General features: G+C 43.1%; 15 protein-coding genes and 3 rRNA genes. 15 read left to right on the top strand and 3 right to left on the bottom strand.

What is annotated here, in order from left to right:
- The first annotated feature begins 37 nt into the window (after window positions 1–37).
- The 15 genes from G413_RS0103905 (at window position 38) to G413_RS10900 (ending at window position 17,789) form a co-directional block, all read left to right on the top strand.
- Window positions 38–982, top strand: coding sequence for an ABC transporter permease (locus tag G413_RS0103905; protein WP_022789629.1), 945 nt, complete (start codon window positions 38–40; stop codon window positions 980–982).
- Between the two features lies 1 nt (window position 983).
- Window positions 984–1,928, top strand: coding sequence for an ABC transporter permease (locus tag G413_RS0103900; protein WP_022789628.1), 945 nt, complete (start codon window positions 984–986; stop codon window positions 1,926–1,928).
- 4 nt (window positions 1,929–1,932) lie between these two features.
- Window positions 1,933–3,054 carry an ABC transporter ATP-binding protein gene (locus G413_RS0103895; RefSeq protein WP_022789627.1) on the top strand — a complete coding sequence of 374 codons (1,122 nt, stop codon included), beginning with the start codon at window positions 1,933–1,935 and terminating at the stop codon, window positions 3,052–3,054.
- Window positions 3,023–3,952, top strand: coding sequence for an ABC transporter ATP-binding protein (locus G413_RS0103890; RefSeq protein ID WP_022789626.1), 930 nt, complete (start codon window positions 3,023–3,025; stop codon window positions 3,950–3,952). Before G413_RS0103895 ends, G413_RS0103890 begins: the two co-directional genes overlap by 32 nt.
- 139 nt (window positions 3,953–4,091) lie before the next feature.
- Window positions 4,092–4,994, top strand: coding sequence for a Ppx/GppA phosphatase family protein (locus G413_RS0103885; RefSeq protein ID WP_022789625.1), 903 nt, complete (start codon window positions 4,092–4,094; stop codon window positions 4,992–4,994).
- A gap of 3 nt (window positions 4,995–4,997) precedes the next feature.
- Window positions 4,998–7,121, top strand: coding sequence for a polyphosphate kinase 1 (ppk1, locus tag G413_RS0103880; RefSeq protein ID WP_022789624.1), 2,124 nt, complete (start codon window positions 4,998–5,000; stop codon window positions 7,119–7,121).
- A 128-nt stretch (window positions 7,122–7,249) separates the two neighbouring features.
- Window positions 7,250–8,170: a beta-propeller fold lactonase family protein gene (locus G413_RS0103875; protein ID WP_022789623.1), complete on the top strand. Its 921-nt coding sequence runs from the start codon at window positions 7,250–7,252 to the stop codon at window positions 8,168–8,170.
- Window positions 8,167–9,522: an NADP-dependent phosphogluconate dehydrogenase gene (gene gndA, locus G413_RS0103870; protein ID WP_022789622.1), complete on the top strand. Its 1,356-nt coding sequence runs from the start codon at window positions 8,167–8,169 to the stop codon at window positions 9,520–9,522. Before G413_RS0103875 ends, gndA begins: the two co-directional genes overlap by 4 nt.
- Before the next feature lie 3 nt (window positions 9,523–9,525).
- Entirely contained in the window at window positions 9,526–10,896 is a 1,371-nt protein-coding gene (gene zwf / locus G413_RS0103865) for a glucose-6-phosphate dehydrogenase (RefSeq protein ID WP_022789621.1), read from the top strand.
- A 246-nt stretch (window positions 10,897–11,142) separates the two neighbouring features.
- Window positions 11,143–12,684, top strand: a 16S ribosomal RNA gene (locus tag G413_RS10905).
- A 247-nt stretch (window positions 12,685–12,931) separates the two neighbouring features.
- Window positions 12,932–15,834: ribosomal RNA gene (locus G413_RS0103855) — 23S ribosomal RNA — on the top strand.
- A 54-nt stretch (window positions 15,835–15,888) separates the two neighbouring features.
- A 5S ribosomal RNA gene (gene rrf, locus G413_RS0103850) occupies window positions 15,889–16,002 on the top strand.
- Together the 16S, 23S and 5S rRNA genes form the textbook arrangement of a ribosomal RNA operon.
- 125 nt (window positions 16,003–16,127) lie before the next feature.
- Window positions 16,128–16,523, top strand: coding sequence for a hypothetical protein (locus G413_RS0103845; RefSeq protein ID WP_022789620.1), 396 nt, complete (start codon window positions 16,128–16,130; stop codon window positions 16,521–16,523).
- A 5-nt stretch (window positions 16,524–16,528) separates the two neighbouring features.
- Window positions 16,529–16,873, top strand: a complete 345-nt coding sequence (locus G413_RS0103840) for a hypothetical protein (protein ID WP_022789619.1) — start codon at window positions 16,529–16,531, stop codon at window positions 16,871–16,873.
- A 148-nt stretch (window positions 16,874–17,021) separates the two neighbouring features.
- The gene (locus G413_RS10900) at window positions 17,022–17,789 is read left to right on the top strand and encodes a hypothetical protein (protein WP_147285019.1); all 768 of its coding nucleotides are present in this window, start codon (window positions 17,022–17,024) and stop codon (window positions 17,787–17,789) included.
- 7 nt (window positions 17,790–17,796) lie between these two features.
- Here G413_RS10900 and G413_RS0103830 read toward each other — a convergent pair whose 3' ends face one another.
- The 3 genes from G413_RS0103830 to G413_RS0103820 all read right to left on the bottom strand — a co-directional run bounded on the left by G413_RS0103830 (window position 17,797) and on the right by G413_RS0103820 (window position 21,455).
- Entirely contained in the window at window positions 17,797–19,092 is a 1,296-nt protein-coding gene (locus G413_RS0103830) for an MATE family efflux transporter (RefSeq protein ID WP_022789618.1), read from the bottom strand.
- A 128-nt stretch (window positions 19,093–19,220) separates the two neighbouring features.
- Window positions 19,221–20,165, bottom strand: coding sequence for a homoserine O-acetyltransferase MetA (gene metA / locus G413_RS0103825; RefSeq protein WP_022789617.1), 945 nt, complete (start codon window positions 20,163–20,165; stop codon window positions 19,221–19,223).
- Window positions 20,166–20,174: 9 nt separating this feature from the next.
- Window positions 20,175–21,455, bottom strand: a complete 1,281-nt coding sequence (locus G413_RS0103820; RefSeq protein WP_022789616.1) for an O-acetylhomoserine aminocarboxypropyltransferase/cysteine synthase family protein — start codon at window positions 21,453–21,455, stop codon at window positions 20,175–20,177.
- Window positions 21,456–21,464 lie beyond the last annotated feature (9 nt).

Here is a 21,464-nt window from a genome sequence, read left to right as displayed (position 1 = left end):
ACTATATTGTGTTTATTTTTTGAAAAAGGAGGTTATTATGTCAAAATCGACAGTTCGTTATATACTGCAGCGTTTGGCGATTTCTCTGGTCACTTTATTTGTGATCCTTGTCGTTTTATTCTGCATGGTTCGCTTTCTTCCTGGATCTCCTATCAACAACGAACATTTAAGTGAGGCACAACGTGCCGCTATTGAGGCAAGCTATGGTTTGAATCTTCCTTTACCGCAGCAGTTTGTCAAATATGTGGGCGGTATGCTGACGGGTGATTTTGGTGTTTCCATGAACTTGTATAAAGACATGCAGGTTTCTTCTTTAGTGGGAACTGCTGCACCGATTTCGTTCTTTTTGGGACTTTGTGCCTGTATCTTAGGAACTATCGTAGGAATTTTCTTAGGCGTTGTAGCTGCCTTAAATAAGAATACGATCTGGGATACATTGACAACAGTTTTATCGGTAATCGGTGTATCCATTCCATCATTTGTGTTTGCGATGTTGATCCTGATCATTTTTGGTAGCAATCTTCATATCTTACCAACGATGTACTCTTCTGCTCAGCCGATTTATTCGGCCATTATGCCAATCATTGCCTTATCGATGAGCGTGATTGCCAATGTGGCACGTTTTACACGTACAGAGATGATTTCCGTGTTAAATTCCGATTATATCATGCTGGCAAAGGCAAAAGGACTTTCCCGTAAAGATATTATCTTTAAACATGCACTACGAAATACTCTGATTCCGATCATTACGATCTTAGGACCAATCTTAGTCAATTTGATGACAGGAACCATGGTCGTTGAAAAGGTCTGTAGCGTTCCGGGATTAGGTAAATTATTGATCAACAGTATTCAGGCTTCCGATTACAACGTGATCTTAGCCTGTGCCTTCTTATATGCCGCTATGTATATCCTCATGATGTTGGTCATTGATGTTTCTTATGGAATCATCGATCCACGAATTCGTTTAGGAAAGGATGAGTAATATGACAGAAATGCAAGCTTTACAAGAAATGAAATTTCAACCTAAAGACTTTGAATTTGCACATGAAAGTCAAGAACTGGAAAAAGATGAAGTCATGCCGGCTCGTTCTGCCTGGAAGGATTCTGTCAGTCTGTTTGCGCGAAACAAGGGAGCCGTAATTGGTATCGTTTGTATCGCATTAATTACGATCTTTGCGATCGTGGCACCGATGTTGTCCGACTGGAAATATGATGCGATCGATACTTCTTTACAGAATATCGCACCAGGGGCTCAACACTGGTTTGGTACAGATAATTATGGACGTGACTTATGGGTACGCTTATGGCAGGGAACACGAATTTCCTTGTTTGTGGCAGTAGCAGCCATCTTTATCGATGTGGTCATCGGTGTGACCTATGGAATGATCTCCGGCTATTTTGGCGGTAAGGTGGATTCTGTGATGCAGCGTATTCAGGAGGTTATCAACTCCATTCCAACATTAGTTATCTTAACGATCCTTTTGATGGTGATGAAATCCAGTTTATTTACGATCATTCTGGCCTTGTCTTTTACTGAATGGATCGGTATGAGTCGTATTACTCGTGCCCAGGTCTTAAAGACCAAAGAGGAAGAATTTGTTCTGGCTTCCCGTACTTTAGGGGCCGGCAGCTTCTTTATTATCTTTAAGGAAATTTTACCGAATATTTATTCACAGATGATCATCATGGTCATGATGTCGATTCCAAATGCGATTTTCTATGAAGCCTATCTTTCATTTGTCGGATTGGGATTGCCGATTCCGGAAGCTTCTTTAGGTACTTTGATCAACGATGGTTTTAATACTTTAACGATCTATCCGTTCCAAATGATCATTCCGGTAGTGGTGTTCTCCATTTTGATGTTGAGTTTTAACCTGGTCGGTGATGGATTACGCGATGCGTTAGATCCAACGATGAAGGAGATGTAATCGTATGAAAGAAAATAGAGAAAGAATTTTAAAGATACGTGATCTGAATATCTCATTTAAAACGACCGGTGGTAAAGTCCATGCGGTTCGTGGTGTGAATTTGGATTTGTATAAAGGAGAAACTATTGCGATCGTAGGGGGATCCGGATCCGGTAAATCTGTTACGACAAAAGCGGTTATGGGGCTGTTGGCTAATAATGGTTCCATTGATTCCGGATCGATCGAATATCACTGGAATGATGAATATACCGGTGAACCAAAGACCGTCGATATTTGTCAGTTGAGCGAAAAAGAATTACAGTCTGAAATTCGTGGTCGTAAGATCGCCATGGTGTTTCAGGACCCGATGACTTCATTAAATCCAACTATGACCATCGGTAAACAAATCATGGAGCCGATGATGTATCACTATAAAAAGTCAAAACAGGAAGCCTACGCCAAAGCTTTAGAGCTTTTAGAGTTGGTAGGGATCACAGATGCGAAAAAACGAATGAAGAATTATCCACATCAGCTTTCCGGCGGTATGCGTCAGCGTATCGTTATTGCGATCGCATTGAGCTGTGATCCCTATGTGTTGATCTGCGATGAGCCGACAACTGCTCTGGACGTTACGATACAAGCTAAGATCCTGGAGTTGATTCAGGACATTCAAAAGAAAAAAGAACTCTCTGTTATTTATATTACACATGATTTAGGTGTCGTAGCCAAGGTAGCGGATTATGTCAATGTCATGTATGCCGGAAAAATTGTAGAAACCGGTACGATCGATGAAATTTTCTATGATCCTCGCCATCCATATACGTGGGGCTTATTGTCGTCTATGCCGGATCTGGATACCGACGATGATGAATTATATACGATACCGGGTACACCGCCAAATCTTGCGCATGAGGTCAAAGGTGATGCCTTTGCACCACGAAATGAATTTGCGTTGAATATCGATCTAAGAGAAGATCCGCCGATGTTTAAGGTGCCAGACTCTGATTCCCATCAGGTTGCCAGCTGGCTGATGCATCCAAATGCACCAAAAGTAGATATGCCTGAAGCTCTTAGAAAACGCCTGGATAAGATGAAACAGAAAGGAGAACCAAATCATGACGGAAGCACAACCCATCTTGGAAGTTAAGAATCTGAAACAGTATTTTAAAGTCAGCCGTAAATTTACGGTAAAAGCGGTCGATGGCATCTCCTTTAAGATCATGCCGGGTCAAACCTATGGACTGGTTGGTGAATCCGGTTCCGGTAAATCTACAACGGGAAGAAGTATCATTCGCTTGTATAAGCCAACGGATGGTGAAGTTATCTTTAATGGGAAGAATATTTCCGGAAAAATGTCTAAGGAAGAACTTAAGCTGCTTCGAACCAAGATGCAGATGATCTTTCAAGATCCGATGGCTTGTTTAAATCCTCGTCGTAAGGTGATGGACATCATTGCCGAAGGCTTGGATATTCATCATGAATACAGTTCACAAGCCGAAAGAGAACAAAAGGTCTATGATATGTTGGAACTGGTCGGTCTTTCCAAAGAACACGCTAACCGTTATCCGCATCAGTTTTCCGGTGGGCAAAGACAACGTATTGGTATAGCGCGTGCTTTAGTGATGCGACCGGAACTTGTGATTGCCGATGAGGCTATCTCGGCATTGGATGTATCGATTCAGGCGCAGGTCGTCAATCTGATGAAGAAAATCCAGAAAAAGACCAATACCGCTTATTTATTTATCGCCCATGATTTAAGCATGGTCAAATACATTTCCGATCATATTGGTGTTTTGCATTTGGGTCACTTGGTGGAAACAGGTACAACGGATGAAATCTTCAACAATCCGATTCATCCTTATACTAAGTCTTTGTTGAGTGCAATCCCGGAACCCAATCCCAGAGTGGAGAAATATCGTAAATCGGCATCGTATGATTATAAAACCAGTGGTATTGATTATCACAAAGGAACGGAACATCTGGTAGATGGAACACATTATGTACTGGCTACAGATGAAGAGTTTAAAGAGTGGACAAAAAAATAATTTTTTACTGTGAGGAGCTTTCATCTTCACAGTTTTTTCTTGTTCAAATGGCATCTAACCAAAAAAGAGGTATAATATTTACGTATTTTTTACATGGACTTAATGTATTTGACTTATAATAGTCTGGAAAGGAACCGTTATGACATACGGAATTATTGATATTGGATCGAATACGATTCGCTTAAATATATACAAAATTAAAGGGGAGAGTTTTGAACTGCTGTTGTCGAAAAAGGAAGCAGCCGGATTGGTTCAATATGTAAAAAAAGAAAAGATGAGCGACGAAGGCGTTCATCGCCTGGCTGAATGTTTAAATCGTTTTAAAGAGATGATGGACTTACTGCATTTGGATGGTTATGCAGCTTTTGCGACAGCCTCTTTACGTAATATTAATAACTCGAAGGAGGTTATTGAAGCCATATGGTCGCTTTGTCAGATTCGTATTGATTTATTAAGTGGAGCACAGGAAGGACGGATCTCCTTTCACGGAGCCATTCATGGCTTACATTATGACAGTGGAATTTATGTGGATACCGGTGGCGGAAGCAGTGAGATCATCCTTTATGATCAAAAACAGATTGGTTTTGTGACAAGTCTTCCGGTGGGATCCTTAAACCTGTTTAATAAATATGTATCGAATATCATTCCTTCAAAAAGTGAGATTAAAACGATACAGGATCGTCTACTCAAAGAATTAAAGGCTTGTGATCAGAAAAAAAGCATTCTTCGCTGTGATGATCTGGCGGTGACCGGAGGAAGCATGCGTGCGATTCGTTCCCTGTTGGTGGAGATGAAGTGGATCAAGGACGATGTCTATGAATTAGATGCCTGCATGTTAAAGAATCTGATCAAAACGCTGCAAAATGATATCGGACAGACGATCCATCTGTTTTTAAAGGTAAAACCGGACCGGGTGCATACGATGTTTACAGGGTTGCTGATTATTGATACGATTGCCCGCTATACCAAGGCAAAGCGCATTCAGGTATCGATCAACGGTGTCCGGGAAGGTTATTTGATGGAAAAAATACTAGGAGAGTAGATTATGCATAAGAAACTATACCCATTTACACAAAATCGTGAACTTTCATGGCTGAAATTTAACCAACGTGTTTTGGAGGAAGCAGCCGATCCCAGAGTTCCGTTATTGGAGCGGGTGAAGTTTCTGGCTATATTTACCAGCAATCTCGATGAGTTTTTCATGGTGCGCTGCGGCAGTTTGTATGATTTATCTTTAGTCAATGGGCAACAAATCGATAAAAAGAGCGGAATGACACCGGCCCAGCAGTTGGATGCGATCTATGAAGAAGCACATAGGCTTTACGAAATGCGTGATGGTATCACCAAGAATATCAATTCTACACTGGAGTCGATTCATATTTCCAGTTTGACTAAAAAACAACTGACGAAGAAACAGTTAAAGTTTATTCATCAATATTTTGATGTGCAGATTTTTCCGGTATTAAGTCCACAGATCATCGATACACATCATCCATTTCCTCATTTGATGAATAAAGCACTGTATATATTTGTGGAAGTCAAGGAAAACGATACGATCATGCGCGGTATCATTCCGGTTCCCAACTTTTTAAAACGCATCGTTTATGTGCCGGATACGGATGGAAATTACATGCTTTTGGAGCAGATCATCCTGCATAATGTAGAAAAACTTTTTTCACAAAGCACTATTGTTTCCAAGACAATCATTCGTGTAACACGAAATGCGGATATCAATCTGGATGAAAAAGAAATTGATGAAGACGAAGATTATCGTCAATATATGAAAAAGATCTTAAAGAAAAGAGGCCGACTGGCACCGATTCGTTTAGAGTTATATAAAGAGGCTCCGGAAAGTGTGGTTACTTACTTATGCGACGAACTGCATTTAAAAAAGAATCAGGTCTTTGTATCCAAGACACCACTGGAAATGAATCATGTCTATGATGTAATCGATCAGGCGCCGAGCGTAAAAACAACGCCTTTGTTGTATAAGCCGTTTACACCACAGCCAAATAAGTACCTGCATCTAAATAAACCCATCATAGATCAGGTATTAGATCATGATGCTTTATTGTTTTATCCATTTCATGATATGGAGCCGTTTTTATTGTTGTTGAAAGAGGCAGCGGAAAACCCGGAGGTCAAGTCGATCAAGATTACGATTTATCGTTTGGCCAATCATTCTCGTATCGTGCGCTACCTGGCTAGAGCTGCCGAGAATGGAAAAGAAGTCACAGCTTTAATGGAGCTAAGAGCACGGTTTGATGAAAAACATAATATTGAAGCAGCCGAGCTGTTGGAAGAGGCTGGATGTACGGTAATCTATGGCTTTGAAAATTATAAGGTGCATTCCAAAATTTGTATGATCACCTTACAAAATAAAAAAGGAGAATGGAAGACGATCACTCAGATCGGTACCGGAAACTACAACGAAAAAACGAGTAAGATGTACACGGATATTTCGTATATCACTGCCAAACCTTCCATTGGAAAAGATGCGATCGCATTCTTTCAAAATATGTCGCTATCCAATTTAGAGGGGGAATATGATCATCTGATCGTTTCACCTCATTCATTAAAGCAAACTTGTCTGGCATTGATGGATGAACAGATTCAACAAGCTAAAGCGCAAAAGGAGGCGCAGATCTTATTGAAAATGAATTCTCTGACCGATTTGGATATCATCAAAAAATTGCAGGAAGCTTCTGCTGCCGGTGTTAAGATCAAAATGGTCATTCGCGGGATTTGTTGTATATTACCAAATTTAAAGCGGCTTACGGACAATATCGAAATCTACAGTATTGTGGGGCGTTTTTTAGAGCATTCCCGAATTTATTGTTTTGGATGTGGTAACCAACAAAAGGTCTATATCTCCAGCGCAGATTTTATGACGCGAAATACCGAAAAACGTGTGGAGATCGGGTGTTCGATCGAAGATGAAAATTTAAAACAGGAGCTGTTAGAGTATTTTAATATTCTTTTGAAAGATAATGTCAAGATGCGAAAACTGTGCGGCAATGGAGAATATGTGAAAATGGATACAAGCGGCGATCCATTTATCGCCCAGGAATATTGTATGCAGAAGGCTGTAGAAGAAGCGGATCAACTTCCCGGTGAGGAAGGAATTTCCTGGTTGGATAAACTCAAACACTGGTTTCAGGGAGCGTAATGGCTAATATGTAAGGCAAGCATAATGATGGATATAAGGAGTGCATGAAAAATGCCTCTTTTTTTGTGCATATCAATAGCCTTTCAAAGAGAGCTTCCTTTATACTGAAGCCAGGAGGTTTCGTATTCATGAAAGGTTATATTGGAACATATACAACGAGTCGATCGAAGGGGATTTATTCCTTTGACTGGGATGGAAACAAACTTTCTACGCCGGAGTTGTTTTATCCCTGTCAGGATCCTAAGTATCTGACATCCTTTCAAGGTGGTATATTAGCTGTCGTAAAACTGGAAGGAAAGGGTGGTCTGATCTATGTGGATGCCCATGGCAACCAGATTGCTCAGCTTGTCTATGAAGAAAGTCCATCTTGTTATGTCGGGGTGATCCAAGATCATATTTATACAGTAAATTATCATACAGGTGTTGTTTCTTGTCTGGCATGGGATGGAAATCAATTGACATTAAAGCATCAGATTCGTATTCAGGATAAGGCGGGTTCGCATCATATTTTAGAAGTGAACGGGTATCTATGGGTGCCTTGTCTAATGTTGGATCAAATCGTGATCTTAAACTTTGATCTTTATGAGGTCGGACGCATTGATATGGAAAAAGGCTCAGGACCAAGACATGCGGTCTTAGTGGATCACTATTATTATATATGTGGTGAATTATCCAATATTCTGTATGCGATCGATGTAGATACTCGACAGGTAGTTTCCCGGGAAGAACTTCTGGTTTCTAAAAAAGATACCAAAGGTGCGGCTGCCATTGCGTATGAAAACGGAAAAATCTATGTATCAACGCGCTTTAGTGATGTGATTTCCGTAGTGTCGGTACATGAAGGACAAATGCATTTGGAACAAGTTGTTTCCAGCATGGGCATTCATCCCAGAGATTTTGTTTTAGGGGAAAATTCTTTGCTTGTGGTGCATAAGGATGATGATGAGGTTGCGGTATTAAAAAGAGATCAACATGGGTATTTGACTAAGCGTCTGGCCCATCAAAAAGCACCGGAAGGTGTTTGTGTAATTTGGGAGGAAAAAGAATGAATCAGATTGCGGTAATTGGATTAGGTGTGATGGGGAAAGCCATTGCACAAAATATGATGAATCATGGATTTCGTGTGGCCGGCTATAATCGTACCTATGCGGTTACGGAAACGATGCAGGGAAAAGAAAATTTTATCGGTTATAAAGAATTAAAAGATGCGATCGAATCTTTAGAGAAGCCGCGTAAGATTTTTATGATGGTCCCGGCTGGTCCTGTGGTGGATGCGATGATCGATCAGCTGGAACCTTTTGTAGAGGCTGGAGATATTGTTATGGATGCCGGCAATTCTTATTTTGAAGATGATGCTCGAAGAGGCAAGCGATTGGAAAAGCTGGGTGTACACTATTTAGCTGTTGGTGTTTCCGGAGGTGAGATGGGGGCACTTCATGGACCTAGTATCATGCCAAGTGGTTCAAAAAAAGCCTATGATCAGGTCGCTTTTATTCTGGAGACGATTGCAGCACAAAAAGATGGCGAACCTTGTTGTACATACATCGGACCGGAAGGCTCAGGACATTATGTAAAAATGGTACATAACGGTATAGAATATGCGGATATGCAGTTGATCGTAGAAGCCTATATTGCCATGAAAGCAGCTGGTATGAGCAATCAATCCATCAGTGATGTCCTGGAAAGCTGGAACCAGGGGCCATTGGAAAGCTACTTATTGAGCATCACAATAAAGATTCTTCGTGAAAAAGATCCGGATACGCAAAAGGATTTGGTTGATCTGATTGTAGATGCCTCCAGCAATAAAGGAACCGGAAAATGGACCAGCCAATGTGCTTTGGTACAGGATATTAATGTTTCTTTGATTCATGGGGCTTATATGGCTCGTCTGACTTCGAATGATGAAAAATTGCGTCATCGCTTTCCAAAAGTGCAATCGCACATGGAAATAGATACTGAACAACTTCGTCAGGCTTATTTTTTAGCGCGTGTCGTAGCCTATGAACAAGGTTTTAGGTTGTACAGTGATGCATCAAAACGCTATGGATGGGATTTGAACCTTTCTAAAATCGCCAGCATCTTTAGAGCAGGTTGTATCATTCAAGCGAATTTACTTGAATATATACGAGATACTTTTGGTCGCTTGGGACCGGATGCCAGCTTGTTTGATGATTTTGAAGAAATGGCGTTGGCCCATCTTCCAGCTTTAAAAACGATTGTCACTAACGGCTTGCTTCATGATATCAGTATGCCTTTATTTACGGCCGCTTTAACGTACATCATACCGATGCAGCAGGTTGCGTTAGGAGCCAATTTAATTCAGGCACAACGTGATTTCTTTGGCGCCCATACATTTAAAAGAGTGGATAAAGAAGGCGTATTCCATCATCACTGGGAGTAATCTATGGTACAGAATCGATTTATTATTTTTGGCGGTACAGGCGATCTGACATATCGAAAGCTTTTACCCGCTTTCTACAATCTCTTTATTTCACAAAAACTGACAAAACAAGATGAAATTTTAATCATAGGTCGAAGAGACTGGACAAAGACAGACTATGTTCGCAAGATGGAGCCATGGGTAAAGGAATTTGCTCGTTTTAAAGTAGAGGAAGATAAATTTTTAGAGTTCATTCAGCAGATTCAGTATTTAAAGATGAATTTATCTGCTTTGGATGATTATTCGATTTTAAAAGATTATGTCACAAAAAGCAAAGCACAGGTCCATGTATGTTACATGGCGGTATCACCACAGTTTTTTGATCCGATCGTAGAAGGTATTCATCAAATCGATCTTTTCAATGTACGTCTTGTCATGGAAAAGCCTTTTGGAACAGATCTTCTATCGGCTACTAAGCTGCAGCGAAAAGTCACTCGTTATTTTGATGAGGAAAACATCTATCGTATCGACCATTATCTTGGAAAGGATATGGTGCGGAATATATTAACGATTCGTTGTGAGAATCCGATTTTTGATGCGGTCTGGAACAATCGGTACATCGATCATGTGAATATTTTTGCCTTGGAACAGGTAGGAGTGGAAAACCGTGGCTCATATTATGATAAGGCCGGAGCTTTACGTGATATGGCACAAAACCATCTTTTGCAGCTATTGAGTATCATTGCGGTCGATAATCCACATGATCTTCATACGTTATCTTTACAACAGAGTGTTGTTCTACACTCATTAAAGCTTTTGGAAGATTCCATGATCATGGGGCAGTATCGAGGTTATCTGGATGAAAAAGACATTGATTCAAAGAGTCAGACTGAAACCTTTGCTCGGTTTAGTGTGGGTGTGGAGACTTCCCGCTTTCAAGGCGTACCTTTTCATATCATCACCGGTAAGGAAATGATGTATCGGGATACCGCAATCCAGATCGTTTTTAAAAGTCCGTATTCGGGACAAAAGCCAAATATTTTGACGATCCAGGTTCAGCCAAAAGAGGGAGTGGAAATTTCTTTTAATATTAAAACACCGGGTAAATCGGATGAAATCTCAGAAGCAACCATGGATTTTTGTCAAAATTGTCAGATGCAGAATCGAATCAATACACCAGAAGCCTATGAATGGATGTTGATGTCGATCATGCTAGAAGACGGCAGTTGGTTTAGTCATTGGGATCAGATCGTAACAAGTTGGAAATTTATGGATGAATTGATCCAAAAGAAGCCAAAACCGATCCTTTATGAAAAAAAATCACTGGGGCCAGAAGGTGGATTAACTGCAGAAATCGTAGAATGTATAGAAAAACCATTTATCTGCAAAATTTAATAAGTAATTTTTATCTGAAATCTCCTTTATATAAAGGAGATTTCAAGATTTTTTAAAAAAAACTAAAAAAAAGTAAAAAAAGATGTTGACGGGTGGCGGTGGATTTGGTAATATAACTGAGCACGGCGCGGGAAAGCGCTGAGCGAGATCTTTGAAAACTGAACAAGAACAAACCTGAAAGAAAAAGGAAACGTCAATTTCGGTAAAAGAGAAAACGATGTCAGAGGACATCTGAAAGAGCTAAATCAAATGGAGAGTTTGATCCTGGCTCAGGATGAACGCTGGCGGCATGCCTAATACATGCAAGTCGAACGGACGGAAGAGAAAAGCTTGCTTTTTTTGGAAGTCAGTGGCGAACGGGTGAGTAACACGTAGGTAACCTGCCCATGTGCCCGGGATAATTTCTGGAAACGGAAACTAAAACCGGATAGGTAGGGATCTCGCATGAGGACCTTATTAAAGGGGCTACGGCCCTGAACATGGATGGACCTGCGGTGCATTAGCTGGTTGGTGGGGTAACGGCCTACCAAGGCGACGATGCATAGCCGACCTGAGAGGGCGAACGGCCACATTGGGACTGAGACACGGCCCAAACTCCTACGGGAGGCAGCAGTAGGGAATTTTCGTCAATGGGGGGAACCCTGAACGAGCAATGCCGCGTGAGTGAAGACGGTTTTCGGACTGTAAAGCTCTGTTGTAAGAGAAAAACGGCCGACATAGGGAATGATGTCGGAGTGATGGTATCTTACCAGAAAGTCACGGCTAACTACGTGCCAGCAGCCGCGGTAATACGTAGGTGGCGAGCGTTATCCGGAATGATTGGGCGTAAAGGGTGCGTAGGCGGTACGGTAAGTCTGTAGTAAAAGGCGGCAGCTCAACTGTCGTAGGCTATGGAAACTGTCGAACTAGAGTGCAGAAGAGGGCGATGGAACTCCATGTGTAGCGGTAAAATGCGTAGATATATGGAAGAACACCAGTGGCGAAGGCGGTCGCCTGGTCTGTAACTGACGCTGAAGCACGAAAGCGTGGGGAGCAAATAGGATTAGATACCCTAGTAGTCCACGCCGTAAACGATGAGAACTAAGTGTTGGGGGAATAACTCAGTGCTGCAGTTAACGCAATAAGTTCTCCGCCTGGGGAGTATGCACGCAAGTGTGAAACTCAAAGGAATTGACGGGGGCCCGCACAAGCGGTGGAGTATGTGGTTTAATTCGAAGCAACGCGAAGAACCTTACCAGGCCTTGACATCCCCGGCGAAGACATGGAGACATGTTGGAGGTTATCCGGGAGACAGGTGGTGCATGGTTGTCGTCAGCTCGTGTCGTGAGATGTTGGGTTAAGTCCCGCAACGAGCGCAACCCTTGTGATATGTTACTAACAGTAAGATGAGGACTCATATCAGACTGCCGGTGACAAACCGGAGGAAGGTGGGGATGACGTCAAATCATCATGCCCCTTATGGCCTGGGCTACACACGTACTACAATGGCGGCTACAAAGAGCGGCGAACCCGCGAGGGGGAGCGAATCTCATAAAGGTCGTCTCAGTTCGGATTGAAGTCTGCAACCCGACTTCATGAAGTTGGAATCGCTAGTAATCGCGAATCAGCATGTCGCGGTGAATACGTTCTCGGGCCTTGTACACACCGCCCGTCAAACCATGGGAGTTGGTAATACCCGAAGCCGGTGGCATAACCGCAAGGAGTGAACCGTCGAAGGTAGGATCGATGACTGGGGTTAAGTCGTAACAAGGTATCCCTACGGGAACGTGGGGATGGATCACCTCCTTTCTAAGGAGAAAGAGTGTAGTTAAAAGAAGTTTCCTGATCAGGACAGTGTTCTTGTTTAGTTTTGAGGGATCTCGAAAGAGAGAACTCAGAATCGATCTTTGAAAACTGAACAACATGAAGAAGACATAACAGAAAAGGTCTAAACGAAAGTTGTAGACTAAGATTTTTAACGAGAAACAGTTAAAAAACAGTTCTTTGTAAGTGTGAAACATCTCGAAGAAAACACGAGAAGAAAAAGAGAACCACTGATTAAGTAAGGAAGGGCGTACGGAGGATGCCTGGCCACTCCAGAGTGAAGAAGGACGCGCCAAACTGCGAAAAGCGTCGGCGAGCTGTAAGGAAGCGACGACCCGGCGGTGTCCGAATGGGGGAACCCGGCAGCCATCATCGGCTGTCATCCATGACTGAATGCATAGGTTATGGAGAGGTACCCGGGGAACTGAAACATCTAAGTACCCGGAGGAAAAGAAAACAAGAGTGATTCCCTGAGTAGCGGCGAGCGAAAGGGGAGCAGCCCAAACCGGTCCTTGGACCGGGGTTGTAGGACCGCGACACGGCAAGAACGAGGATAGGAGAACACGATTGAAAGCGTGACCGTAGAGGGTGCAAGTCCCGTAACCGAAATCCGAGTGAAGCCCAGCGGGATCCTGAGTACGGCGAGACACGAGGAATCTTGTCGGAAGCAGGCAGGACCATCTGCCAAGGCTAAATATCCAGGGAGTGAGCGATAGCGGACCAGTACCGTGAGGGAAAGGTGAAAAGAACCGCGGGAGCGGAGTGAAAGAGAACCTGAAACCGTATGCCTACAAGAAGTCAGAGCCCGTTAAAGGGTGATGGCGTGCCTTTTGTAGAATGAACCGGCGAGTTACGATGGACTGCGAGGTTAAGCGGGAAAACGCGGAGCCGAAGCGAAAGCGAGTCTTAATAGGGCCGAAGTAGGACATCGTAGACCCGAAACCGGGTGATCTAGCCATGAGCAGGTTGAAGTTGAGGTGAAACTCAATGGAGGACCGAACCGACCACCGTTGAAAAGTTGGCGGATGACTTGTGGCTAGGGGAGAAATTCCAATCGAACCCGGAGATAGCTGGTTCTCCCCGAAATAGCTTTAGGGCTAGCGTCGGAAAGAACTTGTGCGGAGGTAGAGCACTGAATGTGTGATGGCCCCATCCCGGGGTACTGAATACAATCAAACTCCGAATGCCGCATGAGATGTCCGGCAGTCAGACCGTGAGTGATAAGGTCCATGGTCAAGAGGGAAACAGCCCAGACCGCCAGCTAAGGTCCCGAAATACAGGCTAAGTGGAAAAGGATGTGGGGATGCCCAGACAACTAGGAGGTTGGCTCAGAAGCAGCCATCCTTCAAAGAGTGCGTAACAGCTCACTAGTCGAGTGACCCTGCGCCGAAAATGTACCGGGGCTAAGCCTGATACCGAAGCTGCGGATTTGAATGTGATTCAAGTGGTAGGGGAGCGTTGCATACAGGTAGAAGCCGTACCGTGAGGAACGGTGGACCGTATGGAAGTGAGAATGCCGGTGTGAGTAGCGAGATGTAGGTGAGAATCCTACACACCGAAAGCCCAAGGATTCCAGGGGAAGGTTCGTCCGCCCTGGGTAAGTCGGGACCTAACGCGAGGCCGAGAGGCGTAGTGGATGGCAAGCAGGCGGAAATTCCTGCACCCGTACATGGAGCGAAGGAGTGACGGAGAAGGCTAGTATGACCCTCTTAACGGATTGAGGGCGAAGCGAGGTACCTGATGGTTAGGCAAATCCGGCCATCGAAAGGGGAAGGCGTGACAGGTAAGCGAACGTTTCGGCAAGTAGCGAAGCATATGAGGCCAGCTTCCAAGAAAAGCTTCTAAGCCTATGCATGTGCGGCCCGTACCAAAACCGACACAGGTGGGCAGGGAGAGTATCCCGAGGTGAGCGAGAGAACTGTTGCCAAGGAACTCGGCAAAATGGCTCCGTACGTTCGCAAGAAGGAGCGCTCATGAAGAGTGAGCCGCAGTGAAGAGGCCCAAGCGACTGTTTAACTAAAACACAGCTCTCTGCGAAGTCGCAAGACGAAGTATAGGGGGTGACACCTGCCCGGTGCCGGAAGGTTAAGAGGATCTGTCAATCGCAAGATGAAGCAGTGAGTTGAAGCCCCGGTGAACGGCGGCCGTAACTATAACGGTCCTAAGGTAGCGAAATTCCTTGTCAGGTAAGTTCTGACCCGCACGAAAGGTGTAACGATTTGGGCGCTGTCTCGGCAGCAGACTCGGTGAAATCTTAGTACCTGTGAAAATGCAGGTTACCCGCAACTAGACGGAAAGACCCCATGGAGCTTTACTGTAGCTTGGTATTGAACTTTGGTCATGCATGTACAGGATAGGTGGGAGACGAAGAGACGCGTACGCCAGTATGCGAGGAGTCGCCGTTGGGATACCACTCTTGTGTGATCGGAGTTCTAACCTGGTCCCCTGAATCGGGGATGGGGAGAGTGCCAGGTGGGCAGTTTGACTGGGGCGGTCGCCTCCCAAAGAGTAACGGAGGCGCCCAAAGGTACGCTCAGATTGGATGGAAACCAATCGGCGAGTGCAAATGCAGAAGCGTGCTTGACTGTGAGAGCAACAACTCGAACAGGGACGAAAGTCGGGATTAGTGATCCGGCGGTGCCGAATGGAAGGGCCGTCGCTCAACGGATAAAAGCTACCCTGGGGATAACAGGCTGATCTCGCCCAAGAGTTCACATCGACGGCGAGGTTTGGCACCTCGATGTCGGCTCATCGCATCCTGGAGCTGGATTCGGTTCCAAGGGTTGGGCTGTCCGCCCATTAAAGCGGTACGCGAGCTGGGTTCAGAACGTCGTGAGACAGTTCGGTCCCTATCTGTTGTGGGCGCAGGAGATTTGAGGAGAGCTGTCCTTAGTACGAGAGGACCGGGATGGACCTACCTCTGGTGCACCGGTTGTCGCGCCAGCGGCACAGCCGGGTAGCTAAGTAGGGAAAGGATAAGCGCTGAAAGCATCTAAGCACGAAACCTACTCCAAGATGAGATCTCCCATTCGCAAGAAGTAAGACCCCTTAAAGACGATAAGGTAGATAGGCCGGAGATGGAAGTGTAGCGATACACGGAGTTGACCGGTACTAATCGGTCGAGGACTTAATCAGAGATGTCTTGAGCATGTTGTTTAGTTTTGAGGGAGCGATCCTTCAAAAGAATGATCCGGTGACGATAGCGAAGTGGAACCACCTGAACTCATACCGAACTCAGAAGTTAAGCACTTCAGCGGCGACAATAGTTGGGCCTGCCCCTGCCAAGATAGCACGTTGCCGGGTCCTTTTTTTATCCAGTAATTGGTACTGGATTTTTTTGTTTATATAGTGTCCTTTTTAGCCGTTTTTATTAATACCATTGTATTTTTATGTACAAAATCTTATAGTATATTAAAGAGGTGATCAAAATGTCAGAAACTATAAAAAAATTTGATGGTGTTTCATTTGATACAAAGGAAAAAACGATGATGATTGAAAATGGCACAGAAGGTACATACGATTATCGGAAGATTAAAAGAGCTTTGGTTTTAAATGAAAAGGCTAAATTTAAAGGAAGTCAGCCTCCTTTTACTCAGCTTTTACCGCATGGTCCTGGCATTCCGGCAATCTTGACAGATCCATATGTTTACGTTGGTGTCAAGATTGTAATGGATGATGAAACAATTCTTTGTGTTTATACTTCCAAAGAAAAGACGCAGACGGGTACTAATCAATATATTGAAGATCGAAAACGTGCGAAAGAAATAGAAGAATTTCTTTTAAAGATTATTCATAAGTATCATACTAACGATTCAAATGATTGAATACTATGCAGAATCCAAAGTTAATTCTATTTGATTCTGTAGTATTTAATACGACAGATAAGACGATGCATATTTTAGATGGATCTCTGGTTTTTTATGATTATCGCTATATAAAAAGGGCTGTCATTCTCAATGAAAGAGCTAATCATCGAGGTAAATCTACTCCTTTTTTGTCTGTGGTTCCGAAGGGACCTGGACGTCCGGGAGTCTTATTGTATTCTTTTTTATATGTTGGCATCAAAATTGTGATGGCAGACCATTCGATATTGGCTATTTACATTTCCAAGGAAAAACACAGGTTGGAACGAATCAATATTGGGAAGATCAAACAAAGGCAAAAGAAATCTTGATGCTTATTCAAAAAATCATTCATAAGTACGCAAAGGAAGAGGCCTATCCGGGTGGATAGATCTCTTTCTTTGTTTTATACTGTATACGGAGGAGATATGAAACGAAAATTAAATATAAAACTTACTTTTATTATGCATTCCTATATGTTTGATCATCACATTGTGCTTATCCATGCTGCATAGAAATGCTTCGCCTTCCAGTCATTCAGAACCGAGTACATCATCAAAACAATCGAATTTGTCTTTAGAACGCTTTTTAGAGATTGCGATTGAACCGGTCGGACAAACGATGTATGTCTGGGGCGGAGGATGGAACGAAGAGGATACCGGTGCCGGAGTGGAAGCCGTCACGATTGGTGTTTTTGATCACTGGGCCTCTTTTTTTGAAGAACAGGATGCATTGTATGATTATCAAAATACCTTGTATCAGATTCACGATGGATTGGATTGTTCCGGTTATGTAGGATGGGCTATCTATAATCTTATGCAGACTGAATCGGGGCAAGAAGGATATGTAATGAAATCTAGTGAGATGGCGAAGGCATTTGCGGACTTTTGGTGGGGTTCCTATACGCCCAGAAATGCTGTCTCCGACTTTAAACCTGGCGATATTATGTCGAATGAAGAACATGTGTATATTGTTTTAGGCGTTTGTGAAGATGGAAGTGTTTTGTTGGTGCACGCATCGCCTCCTGGTGTCCGAATTTGCGGAACCGATTTGGATCAGACAGGGACCTCGGATGCAATCGTGCTGGCACAGCAAACCATGGCAGAACAGTATCCTAAATGGTTTGAAAAGTATCCGTCTGTACTGTCGATGTTTCGTATTTACATAATTACGATCAGTTTCGATGGAATACAGATACACTTTCAGACGCATCAAAAATACAGGCGCTTGATGCTTCCAACATTATAAAAAGTCTCTACAACGAGTAGAGATTTTTTTTAATGAGTGTAAATCCATACAAACTGACAAGAATTTCTGTGACGGGAAAAGAAAGCCAAACACCGGGAATGCCAAGGGTAAACGTAAGAAGCAATGCCATCGGAACAATCAAAATCAAACTACGTAACAGAGAGAGGATTTGTCCATACACTGTCAACTGTGTAGAAGAAAAAGTAATCGATGTAATGATATTAAAACCGGCAAACGGACAGGCAATGAAATATAGAACAATTCCCTGATTGGCTAAGACTTGTAAGTGTTCATTTTGTTGTGAATTGAAAATTGTCGTAATTCCATCGGATTTCCACACTAAAAAGAGAAAGACAAATATAGCATAGATTAGCATGGTTTTGATGGCATATCCATATGTTTTTTGTAAGGCTCTATGGTTTTGTTGGCCATAGGCTTTGGATAGGATGGGTTGGATTCCCTGGGCAATACCGGTAAAGACAGATAAGACCACTAAAGAAATATTTGCGACGATACCATAAGCGGCTACGGCCGTATTGCCATCTAAATGCATAAAAAGCATATTAAACAAAATGATCACGATGCCAGAAGCTGCCTCTGTCACAAGAGAAGGAAGACCCATAGATACGATTTGTAGCGCTTGAGGCATGGAAAAAGTACAGCGTGAAACATGAAAGGTATTCTTTTTTTGAAGAAAGTGCATAGAAGTGATGCATAAACTGATGATCGGTGCTAAACCGGTCGCAAAGGCAGCTCCAAACATTCCCCAGCCACAAGGAAAGATAAAAACCCAGTCCAAGAGAATATTGGAAAAACTTCCAATGATCATACCAGCCATGGAGAGTTGTGGGGAGCCGTCATTGCGAACAAAACAAAGCACAATATTATTTAAAATAAAGAAAGGGGAAAAGCTTAAGATGGTTCGCAAATACACCAGGGATAGATCCATTACGGCATCTTGGGCTCCAAATAAAGCCAATAGGGGTTCGCAAAAAAAGAGACCGATCAAAACATAGACGATTGCAAAAAAGGCGCCAAGATACAAAGCATACATAAATGCTTGGTTAGCACGATCATGCTCGTTCTGCCCTTTTAGAATGGAAAATTTTGAACTGGCTCCCATGCCAATCATGAGCCCGGTTCCATGAATGAAACTATAAATGGGGATTGCCAAATTTAGAGCGGTCAGTCCGTTGGTACCTAATCCCTGGGATACAAAGAAGGTATCGGCCAGTATATAACAGGATAACGCAATCATTCCCAGCACATTGAGTGATACGTATTTACAAAATGTTTTGAACATTGTTTGATCCTCCCAAAAAAAAGCATCGATGTTCATATCTTCAAAGGCCTACGATATGAACTTCAATGCTTGATTACCCGGCGGTAAATAGTGATTGTATTGAATCATGAATAAATTTGAATGTCAAATTATTTTTGAACTTTTGTCTTATGAAACGGTTCAATGGAATTAACGTCGTACGGTGTATCTTGATACACGATGAAGTTTAACCAGTTGGAGTACAGTAAATTGGCTCCACTTTTCCATGTGACAATTGGATCTTGTGTATCATCATCGCCTGGATAATAGTTTTCCGGTACTTGAATGGGAAGCCCTTTTTCTTTATCACGTAAATATTCTTTTTCTAACGTTCGACGATCGTATTCAGAATGACCGGTGATGAAAATTTGACGGCACCCTTCAGTAGCACAGGCATATACACCGGCTTGTTTGCTGCTGGCCAAGATTTTTAAATAGGGACAGTCTTCAATTGCCTGGGTCGCATTGGCGGTATGGCGCGAATGCGGAACCATAAAGGTATCGTCAAATCCACGAAAAAGGATAGAGGATTTACGAACAACCTGGTGTGGAAATACACCAAACAGCTTTTTTGGAAGTTGTATTTTAGGAATTCCATAGTGATAATAAAGACCTGCCTGTGCACCCCAACAGATGTGAAAAGTCGAATGCACATGTGTTTTTGACCATTCCATAACTTCGCATAACTCATCCCAATAGTCGACTTCCTCAAACTCTAAGTGTTCTAAAGGTGCACCGGTGATGACCATACCATCAAAATAACGATCTTTAAAGGCATCAAATGTTTGATAGAATTTGAGCATATGTTCTTGTGATACGTTTTTTGATTTATGATTTTTCATCTGCATGAGTTCCAGCTCGACCTGAATAGGCGTATTTCCTAATAAACGGGCAAGCTGTGTTTCGGTTTCAATCTTTGTGGGCATAAGATTTAAAACTAAGATATAAAGGGGTCGTATATCTTGGGTTGTAGCCCTGGTTTCATCCATGACAAAGATATTCTCGTCGGTCAGTGTTCGAGTGGCTGGCAGTGCATTAGGAATCTTAATCGGCATAATGGCCTCCTAAGCATTCAATGCTTGATCAATGTCATCGATTAAATCTTGTGCGTCTTCCAAGCCACAGGAGAAACGAACCATATCAGCACTGATACCGGCTGCTTTTAATTCTTCGTCATTCATTTGTCTGTGGGTCGTGCTGGCAGGATGAAGGCAGCACGTACGAGCATCCGCTACATGGGTTTCAATAGCCGCCAGTTTTAAATGTTTCATGAATTTTTCGGCTGCACTTCTACCACCCTGGATTTCAAAGCTAACGACACCACAAGATCCGTCAGGCAGATATTTTTGTGCTAAATCGTAGTAGGTATCCCCTTTTAATCCACTGTATTGAACCGAACGAATTTTTGGATGTTTGGATAAGAATTGAGCCACGGCCAATGCATTTTGACTGTGACGAGGCATACGAACATGCAGGCTTTCCAGACCCAGATTTAAATAAAAAGCATTTTGAGGAGACTGTATACAGCCTAAGTCGCGCATCAGCTGAGCGGTTGCCTTTGTGATAAAAGCTCCCTCCAAGCCAAAACGTTCGGTATACGTAATGCCATGATAGCTTTCATCAGGTGTGGTCAATCCAGGGAATTTATCCGGGTATTTGGTCCAGTCAAATTTTCCGGAATCCACAATACATCCACCGACGGCCACTCCATGCCCGTCCATATATTTAGTCGTGGAATGTGTGATGATATCGGCTCCCCATTCAAAAGGACGACAAAGGATGGGGGTTGCAAACGTATTGTCCACGATCAAAGGGACTCCATGAGCATGGGCTGCCTGTGCAAATTTTTCGATGTCTAAGACGGTTAATGCCGGATTGGCGATGGTTTCTCCAAATACAGCCTTTGTGTTTTCTTGAAAAGCGGCATCCAGTTCTTCACTAGAACAATCTGGATCCACAAACGTAAAATCGATGCCCATACGTTTCATAGTAACCGCAAACAAGTTATAAGTTCCGCCATAAATACTATTGGATGCGACGATATGATCTCCGTTTCCGGCAATGTTGAAGATGGCAAATAGATTTGCTGCCTGTCCACTGCTTGTCAACATGGCGGCTGTACCACCTTCTAACTCGGCGATTTTAGCAGCTACTGCATCATTTGTGGGATTTTGAAGGCGAGTGTAGAAATACCCGCTAGCTTCCAAATCAAATAATTTTCCCATATCCTCGCTGGTAGCATATTTAAATGTTGTGCTTTGTACAATGGGAATCTGACGAGGTTCTCCATTACCTGGCGTATATCCGCCTTGTACACATTGAGTTCCAATTCCTTGATGTTTCATATAAAGTCC

This window comes from Faecalicoccus pleomorphus DSM 20574 (genome assembly GCF_000420345.1).
Lineage (GTDB): Bacteria > Bacillota_I > Bacilli_A > Erysipelotrichales > Erysipelotrichaceae > Faecalicoccus > Faecalicoccus pleomorphus.
This window is presented reverse-complemented; position numbering and strand designations above follow the sequence as displayed.

Bases quoted from the DNA above. Each gene is read 5' to 3' on its own strand.
- G413_RS0103905 (WP_022789629.1), top strand. From the start codon at position 38: ATGTCAAAATCGACAGTTCGTTATATACTGCAGCGTTTGGCGATTTCT.
- G413_RS0103875 (WP_022789623.1), top strand. From the start codon at position 7,250: ATGAAAGGTTATATTGGAACATATACAACGAGTCGATCGAAGGGGATT.
- G413_RS0103890 (WP_022789626.1), top strand. From the start codon at position 3,023: ATGACGGAAGCACAACCCATCTTGGAAGTTAAGAATCTGAAACAGTAT.
- G413_RS0103840 (WP_022789619.1), top strand. From the start codon at position 16,529: ATGCAGAATCCAAAGTTAATTCTATTTGATTCTGTAGTATTTAATACG.
- metA (WP_022789617.1), bottom strand. From the start codon at position 20,165: ATGCCGATTAAGATTCCTAATGCACTGCCAGCCACTCGAACACTGACC.
- ppk1 (WP_022789624.1), top strand. From the start codon at position 4,998: ATGCATAAGAAACTATACCCATTTACACAAAATCGTGAACTTTCATGG.
- gndA (WP_022789622.1), top strand. From the start codon at position 8,167: ATGAATCAGATTGCGGTAATTGGATTAGGTGTGATGGGGAAAGCCATT.
- G413_RS0103900 (WP_022789628.1), top strand. From the start codon at position 984: ATGACAGAAATGCAAGCTTTACAAGAAATGAAATTTCAACCTAAAGAC.
- G413_RS0103845 (WP_022789620.1), top strand. From the start codon at position 16,128: ATGTCAGAAACTATAAAAAAATTTGATGGTGTTTCATTTGATACAAAG.
- G413_RS0103820 (WP_022789616.1), bottom strand. From the start codon at position 21,455: ATGAAACATCAAGGAATTGGAACTCAATGTGTACAAGGCGGATATACG.
- zwf (WP_022789621.1), top strand. From the start codon at position 9,526: ATGGTACAGAATCGATTTATTATTTTTGGCGGTACAGGCGATCTGACA.
- G413_RS0103895 (WP_022789627.1), top strand. From the start codon at position 1,933: ATGAAAGAAAATAGAGAAAGAATTTTAAAGATACGTGATCTGAATATC.
- G413_RS0103830 (WP_022789618.1), bottom strand. From the start codon at position 19,092: ATGTTCAAAACATTTTGTAAATACGTATCACTCAATGTGCTGGGAATG.
- G413_RS0103885 (WP_022789625.1), top strand. From the start codon at position 4,092: ATGACATACGGAATTATTGATATTGGATCGAATACGATTCGCTTAAAT.